This is a genomic window from Sinomicrobium halophytocola, from assembly GCF_052983395.1.
The window spans coordinates 392,130-409,354 of the sequence record NZ_JBRKIT010000042.1; the positions used below are offsets into that span (position 1 = coordinate 392,130).

Consider the following 17,225-nt stretch of genomic DNA (forward strand, 5'->3'; position numbering starts at 1 on the left):
TAATAATTATTCGGTATATAAGGCGGGTTTTTATCTATTTAACGGTTCTTACAGTTTTGCGGATTGCCTTGACAGATAATCGTTTTCCATACGGTCAAGGTAGCGGTTAAACCTTGTGGTTTCTTCTTTTCCGAATGCTTCTTCATCGTTTTTCACCACAATATCTACCAGTGACCTGTAACGCTGTATATCGAACACTATGTCTTCTGCCGTAATGAACGGATGGTTGCACGAAGTCAGGTAGTAATCCAGGTTCTCCTGATATTTTTTACTGGTTTTCCGAAAGAGGTCCCGGGCCTTTCCGGTATCTCCGGCCTGGTAGTAACCTTCTATAAATGGTTCCAGAAAGGTGTAATACCCGTAATGGTCCGGTGGCATCTTCTGTATGGCCAGATCCATGACTTTAATAGCTCTATCCTTTTTGTTTTCCCGTAATAGTGTTTCCGCAAGGCGTGCCATATTTATGCGATATGAAATACTTCTCCTGCGTATAATGGAGTCGTGATAAACGCCCTCTTTATCGGAATTCCCCCAATCCCACTTCATAACCTTATCATACATGAGGTCACTGTCGATCCTGCCCATTTCATAAGGATTTTCTTTGGACACGGGAGTTTTTATGGGAACCAGTTTGTATACCAACCCGTCCAGTTGCATATATTCCCGGAGCCATAAATAATCTGCCGGGTCAAAACTTCCCCCGGTGAAATAAATGGGACGTTTCCAGTCGTTATTCGCAAGGATATCCAGCAGCATCATCTGGCTTTTGGTCATACCGCCTTGGGGTAGGTCTATGTCTATATAGTCCGTTATTAGATGTTCATCTTTATTTTTAACCAGTCCGCTGCGCAGTACATTTTCTTTATTTACGGGAACCCGGATTTTATTGGTAGGATAGAAGACAGTATTCCGAAAGGCTTCCGGGTATTGTTCCGGGGAGCCACCTTGTCGGCGGATGAGGTTTTCTACCGTATTTTCATCATTGGCAATCCAGTTCATAAAGCGTTTAATGTCCCACCTTTCTTCCGTAAGCGGTTGATGATACAAGATATCTCTTGTTCCGTATACATACTGTTTGTGTATCAGTTGAGAAGGGACGGGGTTGCTTTTATGAGCTTTTTGTTTCATCTGGTCGATATACCAGTCTGTAGCCAGGTAACCCGGGTAAACCACCCGCACATCGGTACGGTGTTTTTCCACCTCCTGGGCATACCACATACCGAAAATATCGTTTTCCCCCAGGGTAAATACGATGGCATCAGCATCCTTTTGAATGGAATCGAGCGTGTTTCTGGCCATAGCCCGGGCAATATAACGATCGGACCTGTCATGGTCATCCCAGTTTTGATAAGCCATAATCACAGGTACGGCAAGCAGGCAGATTATTTTAACAGCCGGTGCCAATATTTTCGGCGACAGTAATTTCCGAAGGCCGTTGTACAGGGCAAAAACTCCCATGCCGATCCAGATAGCGAAAATATAAAAGGAGCCAACAAGGGAATAATCCCTTTCTCGGGGTTCGAAGGGGCGTACATTGGTATAAAATTGTATGGCAATACCAGTAAAGATAAAAAACACAAAAAGCACCCAAAAGCGTTTCGGGTCTTTTCGTACCTGGAAAAGAAGTCCTACCAGTCCTAAGAGGAGAGGAAGAAAGAAATATGTATTCCTCGCCTTATTGTTCAAAACATCCGATGGCAGGTTATCCTGAGAACCTATGAATTTTTCATCTACGGCCTTTACACCGCTTATCCAGTTACCGTTATTATCCATTTGTCCCTGGATATCGTTCTGGCGTCCTGCAAAATTCCACATAAAATAGCGCCAGTACATATAGCCGAACTGGTATTGGAACATGAATTTAAGATTGTCCCACAGAGCGGGAGGGGCTACGTTTATATAGGGTGCCAGTTGTTGCAGGAAATCCACATAACCTTCTTCGTTGATCTTGCCCGAAGTATAATCTGCTTTAAACCGGTTTATGGTGTCTTTTAATTCTTTGTTGGAGATATATTCGGATTTAATGCTGAACTGTAACGGGCGGGAGAGTTTCATGTAGTTAGCTGCATGTTCCCTGCTCCACATTCGTGGCAAAATACCTACATGCCTACTGTTGGGGGCTTGGAGAACGTTTTTATACTTGTTGACAACCACATAATTTCCTGTTTTCTCATCCTGTTCGTATTTTGGTTTATCGTCCTTGAACGGCTGGTCCGCATCTTTTTCGGCAAACATATCAGAATACATGGTGCCGTAGAGTGGAGAATTGGCATCTCCGTATTGTTCCCGGTTGTAGTAAGAGAGGAGGAGGCGGGCATCCGACGGGTCGTTTTCGTTAATAGGCGTATGGGCATTGGCCCGTATTGGCAGCATCAGCCAGGAAGAGAAACCAATATACATTAGCAACAGGCAAAGTACTAAAGTATTGGCCTGGTATAGTTTTCTCCGCCTGGTGTACCGGAGCGCAAAACCGAATAATGTGATTATTGCAAGTGCCGTGATAATACTACCGGAATGAAACGGTAATCCGGTGTGGTTGACAATAAACAGCTCACCCCATGCGAATAACTTCAAAATATATGTGAGTGAGAATTGATATACAAGAATGAGAATAACGATTGCTAAGAAATGAGCTGCTATGAAATTTTTAACCGTTGTGGAGCGGTATTTTTTAAAATAGTACAGAAGAACAACAGAAGGGATGGCGAGAAATCCCATGAAGTGCAGTCCGAATGCCATACCGGTAATGAGGGCTATAAGTAGTAACCACCGGTTTCCCCGGGGAGAATGCAGATTGTCGGTCCACTTTAGTCCCAGCCATAACAGAAGGGACATCAGAAGACTGGCCATGGCATAAACTTCGGCTTCTACGGCGCTAAACCAGAAAGAATCGGAAAAAGTAAAGGCCAGGGAACCAACAACTCCACTACCTAAAATGGCAATGGCAGTTTCTGCGGACATTTCTCCGTTTCTTATAGCGATCTTTTTCACCAGGTTGGTGATGACCCAGAACATAAATAAAATGGTAAACGCACTGGATAGTACCGAAATACAATTGACAGCCAGGGCAATATCCCCGGGCCCCGTTGCGAATATGGAAAAAACGGCACCGAGCATTTGAAAAAGAGGGGCCCCCGGAGGATGTCCTACCTCCAGTCCGGAGGAAGTAGCAATATACTCCCCGCAATCCCAGAAACTTACCGTAGGCTCGACTGTAAGCCCGTATGTCGTTAAAGCAATGAGGAATACAACCCATCCGAGAAGTGTATTCCAGCGGTTAAAAACAGTTGTAATCATGGATATTTTGGTGTTTAGAAAGTGAAAATAAGAATAAAACCATCTTATTTTCTTAAATAAAGGTTAAAGCCCTCCAATCATCGTAGCCGGGAGGAACTATGAGGGGAAATAAAAAAGGTGAAAAATATTTGTGCAAATCAAACTTTGTTATAAATTTGCATCCGCAATAAAGCACTGGCCTATGGTGTAATTGGTAACACAGCTGATTTTGGTTCAGTCGTTCAAGGTTCGAGTCCTTGTAGGCCAACTGCCAGCAGAGATCCCGGTTCAAATACGAATCGGGATTTTTTTGTGGTTTTAGTAGTCTTAAGTCTGGATTTTTTGTTTAAGTGTGCTTTTCTCATTATTGAAAGTTCTGGACAGGAAAAAAAGGAACAGTTCCTCGTCTTTAAATGCCTCCCGGATTTTTTGAAATGCTATCCGCATTTGCGATTCCACCGTTTTGACCGATATACCCAGTATTTCCGATATTTCACGATATTTGAGACCTTCGATCTTGTTCATTTCCAGAATTCTTTTACAACGATAGGGTAATATGTCTATAGTTTCTTTCAGCCTTTGCAGGCGCCTTTCGGTGAGTTCCTTGTTTTCCCTTTCGTTTTCTTCAATGGCTTTTGCCTTAAGCTGATCGAAAACAGAATACTGCATTTTTTCTTTTCTGTAATAATCGACATAGAGGTTGTACGCAGTGGTGTATAAATAACTTTTCGGGGAATCGTTTTCGTTTATCTTTTTCCGGTTTATCCAAAAATTGACAAAAGCTTGTTGTGTTATGTCTTCTGCAATGTCTTTATCTACCACATGAGACATAGTATAGGCAAAAAGCTTGCTGTAGTATTCCGTAAAAAAAATATAAAAGGCTTTTTCGTCATCTTCTTTAATAGATTTAACTATGCTTTTATCCATTCTGAGTTAGTTTAGTTTTAGAAAAAATTCCCTTAAACAGATAAATATTGAAAAAAAAATTAAATTATTGTTAAGGGTTTTGTTGAAATCAACGTAATAGGTTAAAAATGATGTTAATTTGGAAGTGCTAATAGTTAAATTTTTATCGGATTCCCTGACGCCGGAAGAACTGCAAGAACTCCGGGATTGGTTAGCTATTCCGGACAATCAAAAGGTGTTTGAGGGCTATGTGAAATCAAACCAGGACCTGTTACAGCTACTTCATAATGGCGATGCGGACGAAACCTATCCAAAAATATGGAATAAAATCAATGAAAAAGAAAAACCGGTTAGAAAATTAAGTACCAGGGTTTTTACTTATTCCATGGCAGCCGCCATTTTAATCCTGGTTTTAGGGTCTGTTTTTTTTATTCGGGAGTACCTTTCATCTAAGGTCAATCCAGACGATCTGGTGGATACCAATACATCGGTAGTCCTGAAATTGGGTGACGGAAAGACCCGGGTTTTGAACCTGGCAGATACACTGGTAGATGTTACGAGCAATGGAAGGGTCAAAAGTCACTACAAGTCCAACCAGCTCAATTACTACAATATTTTGTCAAAAGCAAAAAATAGCGGTGATCCGGAGTACAATACCATCGAAGTACCTAACGGCAACCGGTTTAAGCTGGTACTGGCAGATAGTACTATAGTGCATCTGAATGCCGGGACAACTCTGAAATATCCGGTGTATTTCCGCAATACGGGAAACAGGGAAGTATATCTGCAAGGAGAAGCATTTTTTGAGGTTTCGAAGGATAAAGAACATCCTTTTGTGATTAGTTCGGATGATCTGCAGATTGAAGTGTTGGGAACGAAGTTCAATATTTCCAGCTATCGGGACAAAGACCTTTCGGAAGTAGTGCTGGTAGAAGGTTCCGTAAAAATGCAACCCAATACGCCTGATAAACAGCACAAAACCGGGGTGGTGTTAAAACCCGGTTTCAGGGGAGAACTGAAAAGTAATTCCGAGACGATAGATGTGGAAGAAGTAGATACGTACCTGTATACCGCATGGATGAATGGTAAACTTATATTCAGGAACAAAACCTTTAATGAGATTCTCGAAACCCTGGAAAGACATTATAACGTAAAAATTATCAATGATAACCAGGAACTGGGAAAATCAAAATTCAATACCAGTTTCGGAAGCGATGTCAAGCTTGAACGTATTCTTTTTTACTTTGAAAAGATGTACGGTATAAGCTATACTATTAAAGAAGATACTATTATAATAAAATAAAAAAATGCCTATGTAACATTTTGAAACGAAAAAAGACGTGCATCGGAGATAAAAAAAATCGGAAAATGTTGGCCCATTTCCCGATTACATACGATGCGATTAATCCTTAGTCATTAACCACTCATAAACAGTACAAAAGTATGAAAAAACTTCTTAAGCGTAAAAGTAATTTTCAGCTATTAAAATTTGACCTTAAGATGAAGCTAAGTGCACTCTTCCTATTTATGGCACTTTTTGCTATGCATGCGAATAATTCCTATTCGCAGCATAATAAGGTCTCTTTGGACATCAGTCAAAAATCTGTCCGGCAGGTTCTGGAGCAGATAGAGCGCAAAACAGATTACCAGTTTGTGTACAAACTGGAAGATGTGGATCTGAACAGGAAGATAACCTTAAAAGTATCTAATGAATTAATTACCAAAGTACTCGATGTAATGTTCAATAGTTCGGAGACGGAATACGCGATTCTGGACAAGCAGGTCTTTCTTTTAAAGAGAAAAAAGCAAAGCCTGGCCAATCCGCCTTCTGCCAAACCTGATGTACGGGGACCGGTACAGCTTCAGGTTACCGGAGTTGTTGCAGACGATCAGGGGATACCCTTACCTGCCGTAAACATTGTAGAAAAGGGGACCGATAACGGTACGTCCACCGATTTTGACGGAAATTATGCCATTGCCGTAAATGAAGGCGCGGTACTCACATTTTCGGCAATGGGTTTTAAACCTCAGGAAATAACAGTGGGCGGTGAAACTGTGATAAATGTGAAATTAATGCCCAATACGGAGCAGTTAGGTGAAGTTGTGGTAACAGCATTGGGTATTAAAAAGGAAAAACGCTCCCTGACCTATGCCGTTACCGAAGTGGGCGGCGACCAGTTTACCCAGGCCAAAGAAACAAACCTGGCAAACGCGCTGTCCGGGAGAATAGCAGGTGTGAATGTTTCCAGTCTTGCTACCGGGGCCGGGGGGTCCAGCAGGGTTGTCATCCGCGGTAATACCTCGCTGTCCGGAGATAATCAACCGCTGTACGTTATCAATGGGATGCCTATGGACAATACCACTATGGGAGGTAGCGCTTCTACAAGCGGAGGAGGTTTTAACATTGACCATGGCGATGGTACGGGAGGCATTAACCCTGATGATATCGAATCTATAAGTGTATTGAAGGGAGCCACGGCAGCCGCTCTTTACGGTTCACGGGCATCCAACGGGGCCATAATTATCACCACCAAAAAAGGCGCTTTACAAACAGGTATAGGCATAGAAGTGAACTCCAGTTTTACCCTCGATTCCCCTATGGATTTTACCGACTGGCAATACGTATACGGGCAGGGGAACGGCGGGCAAAAACCCGGCAATCAATCCGAGGCCGTTACCTGGGGCAGGAGAAACTGGGGAGCCCTCATCGATGGTTCTGATTATATTGCCTTTGACGGACAGCTACATCCTTATACGGCTAAGAAGAACAACGTCAAAAACTTTTATAATACCGGTACTACTTTTACCAACACAGTGGCGATCAGTGGAGGAGGAGAAAAGACCAGTTACAGGTTTTCGGCATCGGATACGGATAATAAAGGTTTAGTGCCTAACAACAGCTTTAACCGACGGATATTTAGCCTGAACTTCAATTCTAAAATAGGAGAAAAACTGACTCTGGAAGGAATGGTCCAGTTCAATAAATCCAAGGCGTATAACAAATCGAGTGCAGGAGATGCAACCGGAAATCCCAACTGGCTAAATATGCTGGCCAATACCGTGGATGCCAGATGGCTGGACCCCGGTTATGACGAAAATGGTACAGAAATAGAATGGAACGAAACGCCTTACGCTTCAAACCCCTATTTCGTAGCGAACAAGTTTAAAAATAATGAAGTCAGGGACCGTTTTATAGGACAGTTTTCATTAAATTATCAGGTTACCGAAGAGTTGTCCGTTAAAGGATCGGTAAGTAAGGATTACAGCAATTTTAATTTTACCGCGATACTCCCTACAGGAACCCTTTATACCAATAATGCCGCAGGTGAATATCACGGTTTTGATCTTATCGTCAGTGAAACCAACAGCATGTTGAACATTAACTACAACAAGGACATATCGGAGGATATTAACCTCGGGGCCATGGTAGGCGGCAATATCCGGAAGTACAAGAACGAACAGACGTCTTTTGACGGTACCCAGTTTATTATCCCGTTCTTCTACAGCTTTACCAACCTGGCCACGAGTACTACCATCCCTACGAATAAACACCTGACCACAAATTCTGTTTTTGCTTCTTTGGATCTGAGTTATAAGGACTTCCTGTACTTTAACGCAACGGCCCGGGAAGACTGGTTCTCTACCTTAACAGCTTCTGACGGCAGTAACAGCAATAACAATATATTTTATCCGTCCGTAGGTGCCGGGTTCATATTTTCGCAGGTACTGAAATTGCCGGAATGGGTGAACTACGGAAAACTCAGGGGTTCCTGGGCACAGGTAGGCGGAGGTTTGCCTGACCCTTATACCCTTAGCGAAAGCTATACCATGGTGCCGAGTAGCGGAGAACCGTTACAACAGGTTACCCAGGTTTCCGGACAGCGCCTGCTGGCTAATTCCGATTTGCGCCCTTATACTTCCACCACCTATGAATTCGGTCTTGAATCCAAAATGTTCGGTAATCGTTTTGGTTTTGATGTAGCTTACTACAACAAAACGACAACCGATGATATCGTAAATGCACAATTACCCGTTACCACAGGATATGAATATACCTATTTCAACGTAGGTAAAGTGGTCAATAAAGGTATTGAAGTTACTCTCGACGGAACCCCGGTGAGAAACGATAATTTCACCTGGAATGTCGGTTATAATTTTGCCTATAACAATAGCGAAGTAGTACAACTGGCTGAAGGGTTGAATACGATTTCCGTGGCAAGCTCCGTAGGGGCCTGGGCAGAAATCCACCATGAAGTCGGACAGCCTTTTGGTATTATCAAGGGATATTCCATGTTAAGGGACGACAACGGGAACATCGTTTTCGATTCCTCCTCCGGTTTCCCCGTAAAAAGCGAACTGAAAAAAATAGGGAATTCCGTAGCTCCGCTTTCCATGGGGCTTAATAATCATTTTAAATACAAGAACTTTTCTTTGGATGTGCTGGTTGACGGAAGATTTGGTAACGATGTATTCTCCGTGTTAAACGTGTATGCCACACGCTTTGGCCTGTCCAAAAGAACCCTGGAAGGACGTGAAGAAGGCCTGGCATTAACCGGTGTTGATGAAAGCGGAAACCCCTATACCAATAATATTCCTTCTTCCGAAATCCGGTCCTATTATGAGAATATGAAAAACTATTCGGACCAGTTTATATACGACGGGAGTTTTGTAAAGCTGAGACAGGTCGTATTGAGTTACAATATCCCGGTGGATAAACTGAAGTTGTTCAAACTGCAATCCGCATCCGTATCGTTCATAGCCAGGAACCTGGCCCTGCTCTATAGTAAAACGGACAATTTTGATCCCGAATCCGCATTTACCAACGGTAATGCCCAGGGATTCGAATCTTTTGCACTTCCGAGAACAAGGAGTTACGGCCTGAACCTAATGCTAAAATTTTAATGGAAATCATCATGAAGAAACTAAACATAAAATACCTCGTCGCTTTATGGATATGGGCACCGTTGTTCATGGTGTCATGTGACAAAGGCTTTGAAGAAGAGAACACGAACCCGGATGCTTCAACCCAGGTGGAGCCCGAATATATGTTTACCAAATCGCTTTACGATGCATTGAACAATAGTACCGGAACAGTATATGAGTTTTCTGCGGGAGGGTTTGTACAACATTTTGCCACCTATCTCGAAGTTCCGGGATTGGGAGATAAATATGTTTATACCTCCGGAACATATCCTTATGCCTATTTTTCCGGAGCCTATGTAGATGGGATCAATGAGATCGGAAAAGTCGTAAATGTTCTGGAAGGCGATGAAGATAAAGCGAATATGCATGCCATCGCTTCCATATGGAAAGTGTACATCTTTCACCGGGTAACCGATTTGTACGGGATGATCCCATACACGGAAGCTGTTACCGCGTATGGCGAAGGAAACTACAGTCCGGCTTACGATACCCAGGAAGATATCTATAAAGGTATGCTTTCCACATTACAAACGTCTATTGATGCTTTCGACAGCGGCAAAGAAACCTTTGGTAGTGGCGATCTTATCTACGGAGGAGATATCGGGAAATGGAGAAAATTCGCATATTCCCTCATGCTTCGTCTGGCCATGCGAATGACCAAGGTCGATGCTTCTTCGGCGCAAACATGGGCTCAGACCGCTATTGCCGGAGGAGTTATAGAAAATACAGCGGATGAGGCGATCATGCCTTATGTAGGCGGCCAGGAAATCAATTCAAATCCTATTTCCTTTCAGTTGCGCAATAATAATTATAGTGTATCCAACGGAGGGTCAAGCAATACCGAAGGCGGAAAGTTTTCAGCTACTTTTATAAATCATCTCAGGGAAAATGACGATCCTCGTTTAACCTCCATAGCAGCCGTTTGGGTAAACGGATTACAGGATACTACTACTACTATTCAGCAGGGGATGCCAAACGGACTGGTAAACAAACCGGCTGACTTCGGGGCGTTATCCGAACCTAACCTGGGGACTTTCCTTTCTCTTACCGCATCATTGACCGTAATGGGAAGCGCAGAAATGAACCTGCTCCTGGCCGAAAGCGCCGTACGGGGATGGACTTCCGGAGATCCGTCTGCCTATTATGAGAAAGCAATTGGTAACGCTATGAATAATATGGGAAGCCTTTATGGGAATGGTGCGGCTATTCCAAGTGACAAGATACAGGATTATATTGACAGCCATCCTCTGCCATCTTCTTTTGAAGAGCAGATGGAAGCTATTCATACCCAGTTCTGGGTGTCCGTTTTCCCGGATGAAATAGAAGTATATTCCAACTGGAGAAGAACGGGATACCCCGAACTGACCCCGGTGGATGTCACCGGAAACCTGACCAACGGGACTATACCAAGGAGATTAACTTATCCGCCAAGTGAAATAAGCGTGAATACGGAAAGCTACCAGGAAGCGATTAAGATCCAGGGAGCGGACACGTTTGTAACACGGGTTTGGTGGGATGTCGAACAATAAAAACAGAGATTATTATGGAAACACAAAGAAGAGGCGCTTTGCGCAAAATTGCTACCTCGGTTTTAGGTTTGGTCGGAGTAGCTGCTTTCGGAAGAACTTTGAATTCGGGAAGCCCCGGAAATGCATCAGCTTCACCGATTACCAGGTTTAAAAGAGAAGAAGATGAGGACCAGGAGGTCCCCCTGTTCTCCAGCTCGGTGGTGCATAACGGGCTGGTGTATATTGCCGGGAAGGGAGCTCATTTCGAAGGAGATATCAAAGACCATACGGAGCACGTCCTGGAAGAACTGAAAAAAGAACTGGAAAAGGCAGGTTCTTCTATGGAGCATGTATTGAAAGTGAATGTATATCTGGCCGATCTGCACGATTACAAAGCCATGAACGAAGTGTACCACGGCAAGTTCGGAAAGAAACCTCCGGTACGTACTACCGTAGCGGTATATGGAGGTGTTCCCGGGGATTCGCTGGTGGAAATAGACTGTATTGCTACGTTAAAATCATAAGCTATGATCAGCAGACGCAGGTTAATACAACAATTATCAGCCCTCCCGCTTATGGGAGGTCTGATGTCTTTTGATCTCGCAACAGCCTCTAGGTTAATACAGCCTGAAGTGACAATGCCAATTGCCCGTAATTATTTGCAGGAACTGGGTGTCAGGACTTTTATCAATGCGGCCGGCACCTATACTTCCATGACCGGATCTTTGATGGCAGATGAGGTAAAACAGGCCTATATGGGAACTTCCGAAGACTTTGTCAATATCGATGAACTTCAGGATAAAGTAGGTGAACGTATAGCTGCTTTACTTGGCTGTGAGGCAGCTACGGTCACTTCGGGAGCGGCTTCGGCAATTACCCTTGGCACTGCCGGGGTGTTGACCGGTACCGATCCGGAAAAGGCGGCAAAACTTCCGCACCTGGCAGGGACCGGTATGAAAACCGAAGTGATCATGCAGCGTAAGCATTACATAGAATATGCTCATGCTATTGAGAACTGTGGGGTGAAGATCGTATATGTAGATACAAAGGACGAACTGAAAAAAGCGATCAATAAGAACACGGCCATGTATTACTTCGTGAATTTTCTGAATTATGAAGGACAAATACAGTGGGACGGCGTCCTCGAAGTTTGCCAAGAGCACAAGATACCTACAATGATAGACTGTGCAGCCGATGTACCACCGGTGGAAAGCCTTTCGAAATATACCGATATGGGATTCGATATGGTGTGTTTTTCCGGAGGCAAAGGTCTTCGTGGTCCGCAAAGCGCGGGAGTACTTCTCGGCAAGAAGAAATATATAGATGCCGCCAGGGTAAGCGCCCCGCCACGGGGAAACACTATCGGCAGGGGAATGAAAGTAAACAAGGAAGAGATCGTAGCCATGATGGTAGCGATTGAAAGCTATCTGAAACGCGATCATGAAAAGGATTGGGCTTTGTGGGAAAGCCAGGTCAATCTTATAAAAAGTGGTATTGATGATATTTCCGGATTAAAAGCGAAAATAGATGTGCCCGTTTTGGCCAACGTGGTACCCACTTTAAACCTTTCATGGGACACAAGGCAATTAAGAATTTCCGGGGACCAGTTGAAAGAGGAAATGCGAAAAGGGCATCCCTCTATAGAAATTGCAGGTGGCGGTAAAAACTCGGTAAGCATTACCACCTGGATGCTAAAACCCGGCCAGGAGCGCATAGTCGCTTCCAGACTATCAGAGATCTTACACCAAAAAAGTATATGATGCAAAACAGAAGAATAATCCTTAGTACTATTATATGTGTTTTATTTCCGCTATTACATGCTGTAGCCCAGAAATACGACTTGTTGATCCAGGGGGGGACAGTAATAGACCCTAAAAATAAAATACACGAAAAAATAATGGATATAGCCGTTAGTAACGATACTATAGTGGCCGTATCCAACCGTTTGAATGTCAAAGATGCCAAAATGGTGGTTAATGTAAAAGGGTTATATGTAACCCCGGGTCTTATAGACCTGCACAGTCACCATTTTATAGGTACAGAAGAAAATCACTATCTCTGTAACGGGTATTATGCCGTACAGCCCGATGCGTTTACCTTTCGTTCGGGAGTGACCACGGCCGTTGATGCCGGAAGTCCGGGCTGGAAGAGTTTCGAAAAGTACAAGAAACAGACGATAGCACATTCCAAAACAAGAATTTTGTCCTTTTTGAATATTGTAGGCGAAGGAATGCGTGGCGGCGTATGGGAGCAGGACCTGGAAGACATGAATGCAAAAATGACGGCTATGACCATAGCGCAGAATCCAGAGCTGGTAGGTATAAAAGTAGCACATTATTCCGGTGCCGAATGGACACCTATTGAGCGTGCCGTTGAAGCAGGAAGACTGGCGAATGTTCCCGTAATGATAGATTTCGGTGGACATGAGCCTCCCTTGTCCCTCACCAAATTGCTATTGGAAGAGCTCCGTCCCGGAGATATTTTTACCCATATGTACGCCAACCTTGCCGATGTCCGTATGACCATACTAAATCCTGAAACCGGAGAGTTGTATGACTATGCCACCAAGGCGAGGGAAAGAGGCATCGTTTTCGACGTCGGTCATGGTGGTGGTAGCTTCGCATTTGCCCAGGCCATACCGGCCATTAAAAAGGGTTTTTTTCCGGATGCCATCAGTACCGATATACATACGGAAAGTATGAACGGGGGAATGAAAGACCAGCTCAACGTCATGTCCAAATTCCTGAACCTGGGCATGCCCCTTGCTGATGTTATCGAAGCTTCAAGCTGGAAACCTGCCCGGGTAATTCACCATGAGGAATTGGGAAACCTGAGTGTAGGTAGCGTGGCGGACATTGCTGTTTTATCCGTGTTAAAAGGAGATTTTGGCTTTGTGGACAGTGCGGGAAACAAAATGAAAGGCGATCAAAAGCTGCAATGTGAAATGACCGTCAGGGCCGGGGAAATAGTGTATGATCTCAACGGGTTGTCCAGCCCTCTCTGGGATGCTCCCGATGCCCGATAAATAATCTAAAAAAGACGCTACCTATGTATAAACCCAATAAGACATTCTTGTTTTTGGCCCTGTTTTGTTCTTGCTTCATACAATCATACGGCCAGGAAATCAGTAAAGAAGAACTCGTGTATTTAACCGGGGCCTGGAAAGGTGAACGGTTTGATAACGGTCGCCCCAAAATACCGGACGACCTTATCGAACGGGCAAGTAATATCTCTATAGATGAAGCCTGGCAGATATTAAATAACGAAGGATATAATTCCCAGTATGAAGGCGATTGGAAAATATTGGATAAAGACATAACCATAACAGGCCGTGCCGTAACGGCAATGTTCCTGCCCAGTCGCCCGGATGTAGAAGACCGGATCAAAGAAAGAGGAAAAGAAGAAGGCCGTGCAGGAAATACCAATTCATGGCCTATCGAAACACTCACCAAAGGCGATGTATATGTTGCCGATTCTTTCGGGAAGACTATGGGAGGGACTTTGATAGGCGATAACCTGGGAAATGCCATTTATGCAAAAAGCGGTAATGGAGTTGTTTTCTACGGTTCTTCCCGGGATATGGAGGGATTGTCCCGTATAAATGGCTTTAATGCCTTTGTGAAAAACTGGAATCCTACCTATTTAAAGGATGTGATGCTTGCCGGGTTAAATACGCCTATACGAATGGGACAAGCCCTGGTGATGCCGGGCGATCTGGTCCTGGCCAAACCGGAAGGAGTTATTTTTATTCCTGCCCATCTGGCTGAAAAGGTTGTTATTACTGCCGAGTTTATAACGCTCCGGGACAAGTTCGGTCAGCAAATGTTGAGAGAGGGAAGGTATACCTCCGGACAGATAGACAGTGAATGGACAGGTAAGATCAGAGAGCATTTTCTTCAGTGGCTGAGCCAGCATGAAGATGAACTACCGATGAGCCGGGAAGAACTGGAAGAATTTATGAAGCAAAGGACCTGGTAATACAATATAACCACTAAAAACGAAATACATGAAACGAAGAGATATCGTCAAGGGATTACCATTACTCCCCTTGATGGGAAGTATTACGGGAGGATTGTTCTCTTCCGGTTCCCTTTTTGCAGAAAATATTGCTCCCCGGCCGAACGTTCCCGATTATTTTGAGGAACTGGGCGTTACCAGGGTTATCAATGCCGCGGCAACCATGACCTATTTGTCAGGTTCCCTGATGCTGCCGGAAGTATTGGAAGCCATTAACGCTACGGCACATGATTTTGCCGACATGCATGAATTGCAGGATAAAGTAGGGGTAAAAATTGCCGAAATGTTGCATTGCGAAGCGGCGATGGTTACTTCCGGTGCCGCATGCGCCCTGGTTCTGGGAACGGCCGCTGCCATAACAGGGATGGATGAAGACAAGCGCAAGCAAATTCCCAATCTCCCCGGACCACGGCCGGAGGTAATTATGCAGAAGAAGCACCGCTACGTTTTTGACCAGGCCATTACCACTACCGGTGCAAAGATCGTAGAGGTGGAAAATGCCGTGGCCATGGAAAAAGCCATAAATGAAAGGACGGTCATGGCCTTGTTTTTTAATGCGGCTACATCCTGGTATGGCGGAGAAGACAGTATTAACCATGAAGACTTCATAGCGATTTGCAAGCAGCATGATATCCCAACTTTTATCGATGCGGCGGCAGACGTTCCCCCGGTTGAGAATTTGTTCAAGTACCAGGAAATGGGATTTGACATGGTTACTTTTTCCGGGGGTAAAATGATCCGGGGACCGCAAAGTGCGGGCTTGCTTTTCGGCAGGAAAGACCTGATTGAAGCTGCAAAACTGAATCACAGTCCTTACGAAGCCCCCATCGGAAGACCGATGAAAGTGAACAAGGAAGAAATTTTTGGCATGTATGCTGCCCTGAAAGCGTATTTACAAAAAGATCATAAAAAAGAATGGCAGGAGTGGCTTAAGAGAATCTCATCCGTAAAGAATATTCTAACGGAAGTTTCGGGTGTCAGGACAAAGGTTTATGTTCCGGAAGGGCGTGCCAACGTATTTCCGACTTTAGATGTTTTTTGGGACAGGAAAGATATTTCCATAGGCCCTAAGGAGGTTTATGAAAAACTGAAAAACGGTAATCCGAGTATAGTTGCCAGTCTGGCTACCAGAAATTCCAGGGAAGTATTGAATGTCGGCGTGGTTTTATTAAAACCGGAACAGGTAGATATTGTGGCCAACAGGGTAAAAGAGATATTAAAACAAGGTTGATACATAGACCGGACCCACCAAAACACCAAAAAATGAATTATGAAAACAATAAAAAAGGTTTCTCTTCTGCTCTTATTTTTAGGATCGTTTATATCTTGTAGCGAAGGCAAAAAAGAACAACAGAAAAGTGGGATAGCACAAGGGGAAATGATAATTAGCGTTGCCCAGGAACAGAACGCGGTGAAAGCTGTGGTGGAGTTGCTCCGTGGCGTTATTATAGAGCCGGATGAAATCCTATTGAGCAATCTGACTTCCGATGAGCTGACCTATGGTCATTCGAGCGGTGTTATCCAGGACAAGGATAAATTTATAGACGATCTTGTTCATGGTGCTTTCGATTTTACAGAGGTAGATTTTACAGACCAGCGGATTGTGGTCTCGGGCAGTACCGCCATTGTACGCCATATATTCGAAGCAAAGGCGACCAATGCCGGGGAGCCTGTGGATATCCGTATCGGCAATGTACTGGTTTATGTAAAGCAGGAAGGGGAGTGGAAACTCCTGGCCCGGCAGGCGTATAAACTGTAATCATCTTACCAATTATTAAAAACCCATATTTTGGAGAAAAAGAAAGTATTTTTCACTGTTCTGGGCCTCGCAGCCTTGTTGTTACTGGTATATGTCGTTATGGCCCTGATGGGATTTATCCCGGAGGCAGGCCCTGTCCTGGTGTTGTTTTTTGTTGCTCTGGCCATAGGCTTTTCCGGTTTTGCCCATTTACGGGGCTATGTATATACCATTATGATCTTTGCCGCGGTATCCATGGCGATGTATTACCCGCATTACTTTATCCGTATCGGTGATTTTAAACTGACAGGTTTGATCACCCCTTTGATCCAGGTGATTATGTTCGGCATGGGCACTTCGATGAGTGCGCGGGACTTTGAGTCCGTGATCAAATCGCCCAAAGGGGTATTTATCGGGGTAACGGCGCAGTTTATCATCATGCCCCTGTCAGGTTTTGCCCTGGCTACGGTGAGTGATTTTCCCCCGGAGATCGCTGCGGGAATTGTGCTTATCGGTTGCTCTCCCAGTGGTATGGCTTCCAATGTAATGGCTTACCTGGCCAAAGCCAATCTGGCGTTGTCCCTGACCATTACGTCTATAGCCACCCTTTTAGCCCCTTTCCTGACCCCGGTGTTGATGAAGTTGCTGGCGGGAGAGTTTATAGAGATCGATGTGATGGCGATGATGTGGGACATTGTTAAAATGATCATTATTCCCATAGGCGCCGGGTTGCTTTTCAACAAGCTGTTGCACGGCAGGGCGAAATGGCTGGACCAGGCGATGCCTGTGGTGTCCATGCTGGGCATAGCCCTGATTATCGTGGTGATCACAGCCGCGGGGCGTGACAGCCTGCTGGA

General features: G+C 44.4%; 12 protein-coding genes and 1 tRNA gene. 11 read left to right on the plus strand and 2 right to left on the minus strand.

The annotated features are described in order from the left end of the window. Positions 1–48: 48 nt before the first annotated feature. A complete protein-coding gene (locus tag ACVBDY_RS19995) occupies positions 49–3,297 on the minus strand; it encodes a protein O-mannosyl-transferase family (RefSeq protein WP_447177235.1) in 3,249 nt (1,082 codons plus the stop codon). A 175-nt stretch (positions 3,298–3,472) separates the two neighbouring features. On the opposite strand from ACVBDY_RS19995, the gene ACVBDY_RS20000 reads away from it, so the two are divergent. Beyond that, a tRNA-Gln gene (locus tag ACVBDY_RS20000) sits at positions 3,473–3,544 on the plus strand. Between the two features lie 59 nt (positions 3,545–3,603). Here the strand turns inward: ACVBDY_RS20000 and ACVBDY_RS20005 are convergent. Then, positions 3,604–4,203, minus strand: coding sequence for an RNA polymerase sigma factor (locus ACVBDY_RS20005; RefSeq protein WP_447177236.1), 600 nt, complete (start codon positions 4,201–4,203; stop codon positions 3,604–3,606). 124 nt (positions 4,204–4,327) lie between these two features. On the opposite strand from ACVBDY_RS20005, the gene ACVBDY_RS20010 reads away from it, so the two are divergent. The 10 genes from ACVBDY_RS20010 to ACVBDY_RS20055 all read left to right on the plus strand — a co-directional run. Then, positions 4,328–5,485, plus strand: coding sequence for a FecR family protein (locus tag ACVBDY_RS20010; protein WP_447177253.1), 1,158 nt, complete (start codon positions 4,328–4,330; stop codon positions 5,483–5,485). A 140-nt stretch (positions 5,486–5,625) separates the two neighbouring features. Beyond that, positions 5,626–9,084 (plus strand): SusC/RagA family TonB-linked outer membrane protein, encoded by a 3,459-nt coding sequence (locus ACVBDY_RS20015; RefSeq protein WP_447177237.1) that lies wholly within the window; start codon positions 5,626–5,628, stop codon positions 9,082–9,084. Positions 9,085–9,095: 11 nt separating this feature from the next. Then, the gene (locus ACVBDY_RS20020) at positions 9,096–10,634 is read left to right on the plus strand and encodes a SusD/RagB family nutrient-binding outer membrane lipoprotein (protein WP_447177238.1); all 1,539 of its coding nucleotides are present in this window, start codon (positions 9,096–9,098) and stop codon (positions 10,632–10,634) included. A gap of 14 nt (positions 10,635–10,648) precedes the next feature. After that, positions 10,649–11,137: a RidA family protein gene (locus ACVBDY_RS20025; protein WP_447177239.1), complete on the plus strand. Its 489-nt coding sequence runs from the start codon at positions 10,649–10,651 to the stop codon at positions 11,135–11,137. A gap of 3 nt (positions 11,138–11,140) precedes the next feature. Beyond that, positions 11,141–12,373, plus strand: a complete 1,233-nt coding sequence (locus ACVBDY_RS20030; RefSeq protein ID WP_447177240.1) for a DegT/DnrJ/EryC1/StrS family aminotransferase — start codon at positions 11,141–11,143, stop codon at positions 12,371–12,373. Further along, positions 12,370–13,638 carry an amidohydrolase/deacetylase family metallohydrolase gene (locus ACVBDY_RS20035; RefSeq protein ID WP_447177241.1) on the plus strand — a complete coding sequence of 423 codons (1,269 nt, stop codon included), beginning with the start codon at positions 12,370–12,372 and terminating at the stop codon, positions 13,636–13,638. The genes ACVBDY_RS20030 and ACVBDY_RS20035 overlap by 4 nt, the downstream gene beginning before the upstream one ends. 23 nt (positions 13,639–13,661) lie before the next feature. Continuing rightward, on the plus strand, positions 13,662–14,591 hold the full coding sequence (locus ACVBDY_RS20040; RefSeq protein ID WP_447177242.1) for an RraA family protein: 930 nt from the start codon (positions 13,662–13,664) through the stop codon (positions 14,589–14,591). 28 nt (positions 14,592–14,619) lie between these two features. After that, positions 14,620–15,861, plus strand: a complete 1,242-nt coding sequence (locus ACVBDY_RS20045) for an aminotransferase class V-fold PLP-dependent enzyme (RefSeq protein ID WP_447177243.1) — start codon at positions 14,620–14,622, stop codon at positions 15,859–15,861. A gap of 39 nt (positions 15,862–15,900) precedes the next feature. After that, complete coding sequence (locus tag ACVBDY_RS20050; RefSeq protein WP_447177244.1) at positions 15,901–16,389, plus strand: nuclear transport factor 2 family protein; 489 nt, start codon at positions 15,901–15,903, stop codon at positions 16,387–16,389. A 30-nt stretch (positions 16,390–16,419) separates the two neighbouring features. Next, on the plus strand, positions 16,420–17,225 hold an 806-nt coding region (locus ACVBDY_RS20055), incomplete at its 3' end, for a bile acid:sodium symporter family protein (RefSeq protein WP_447177245.1).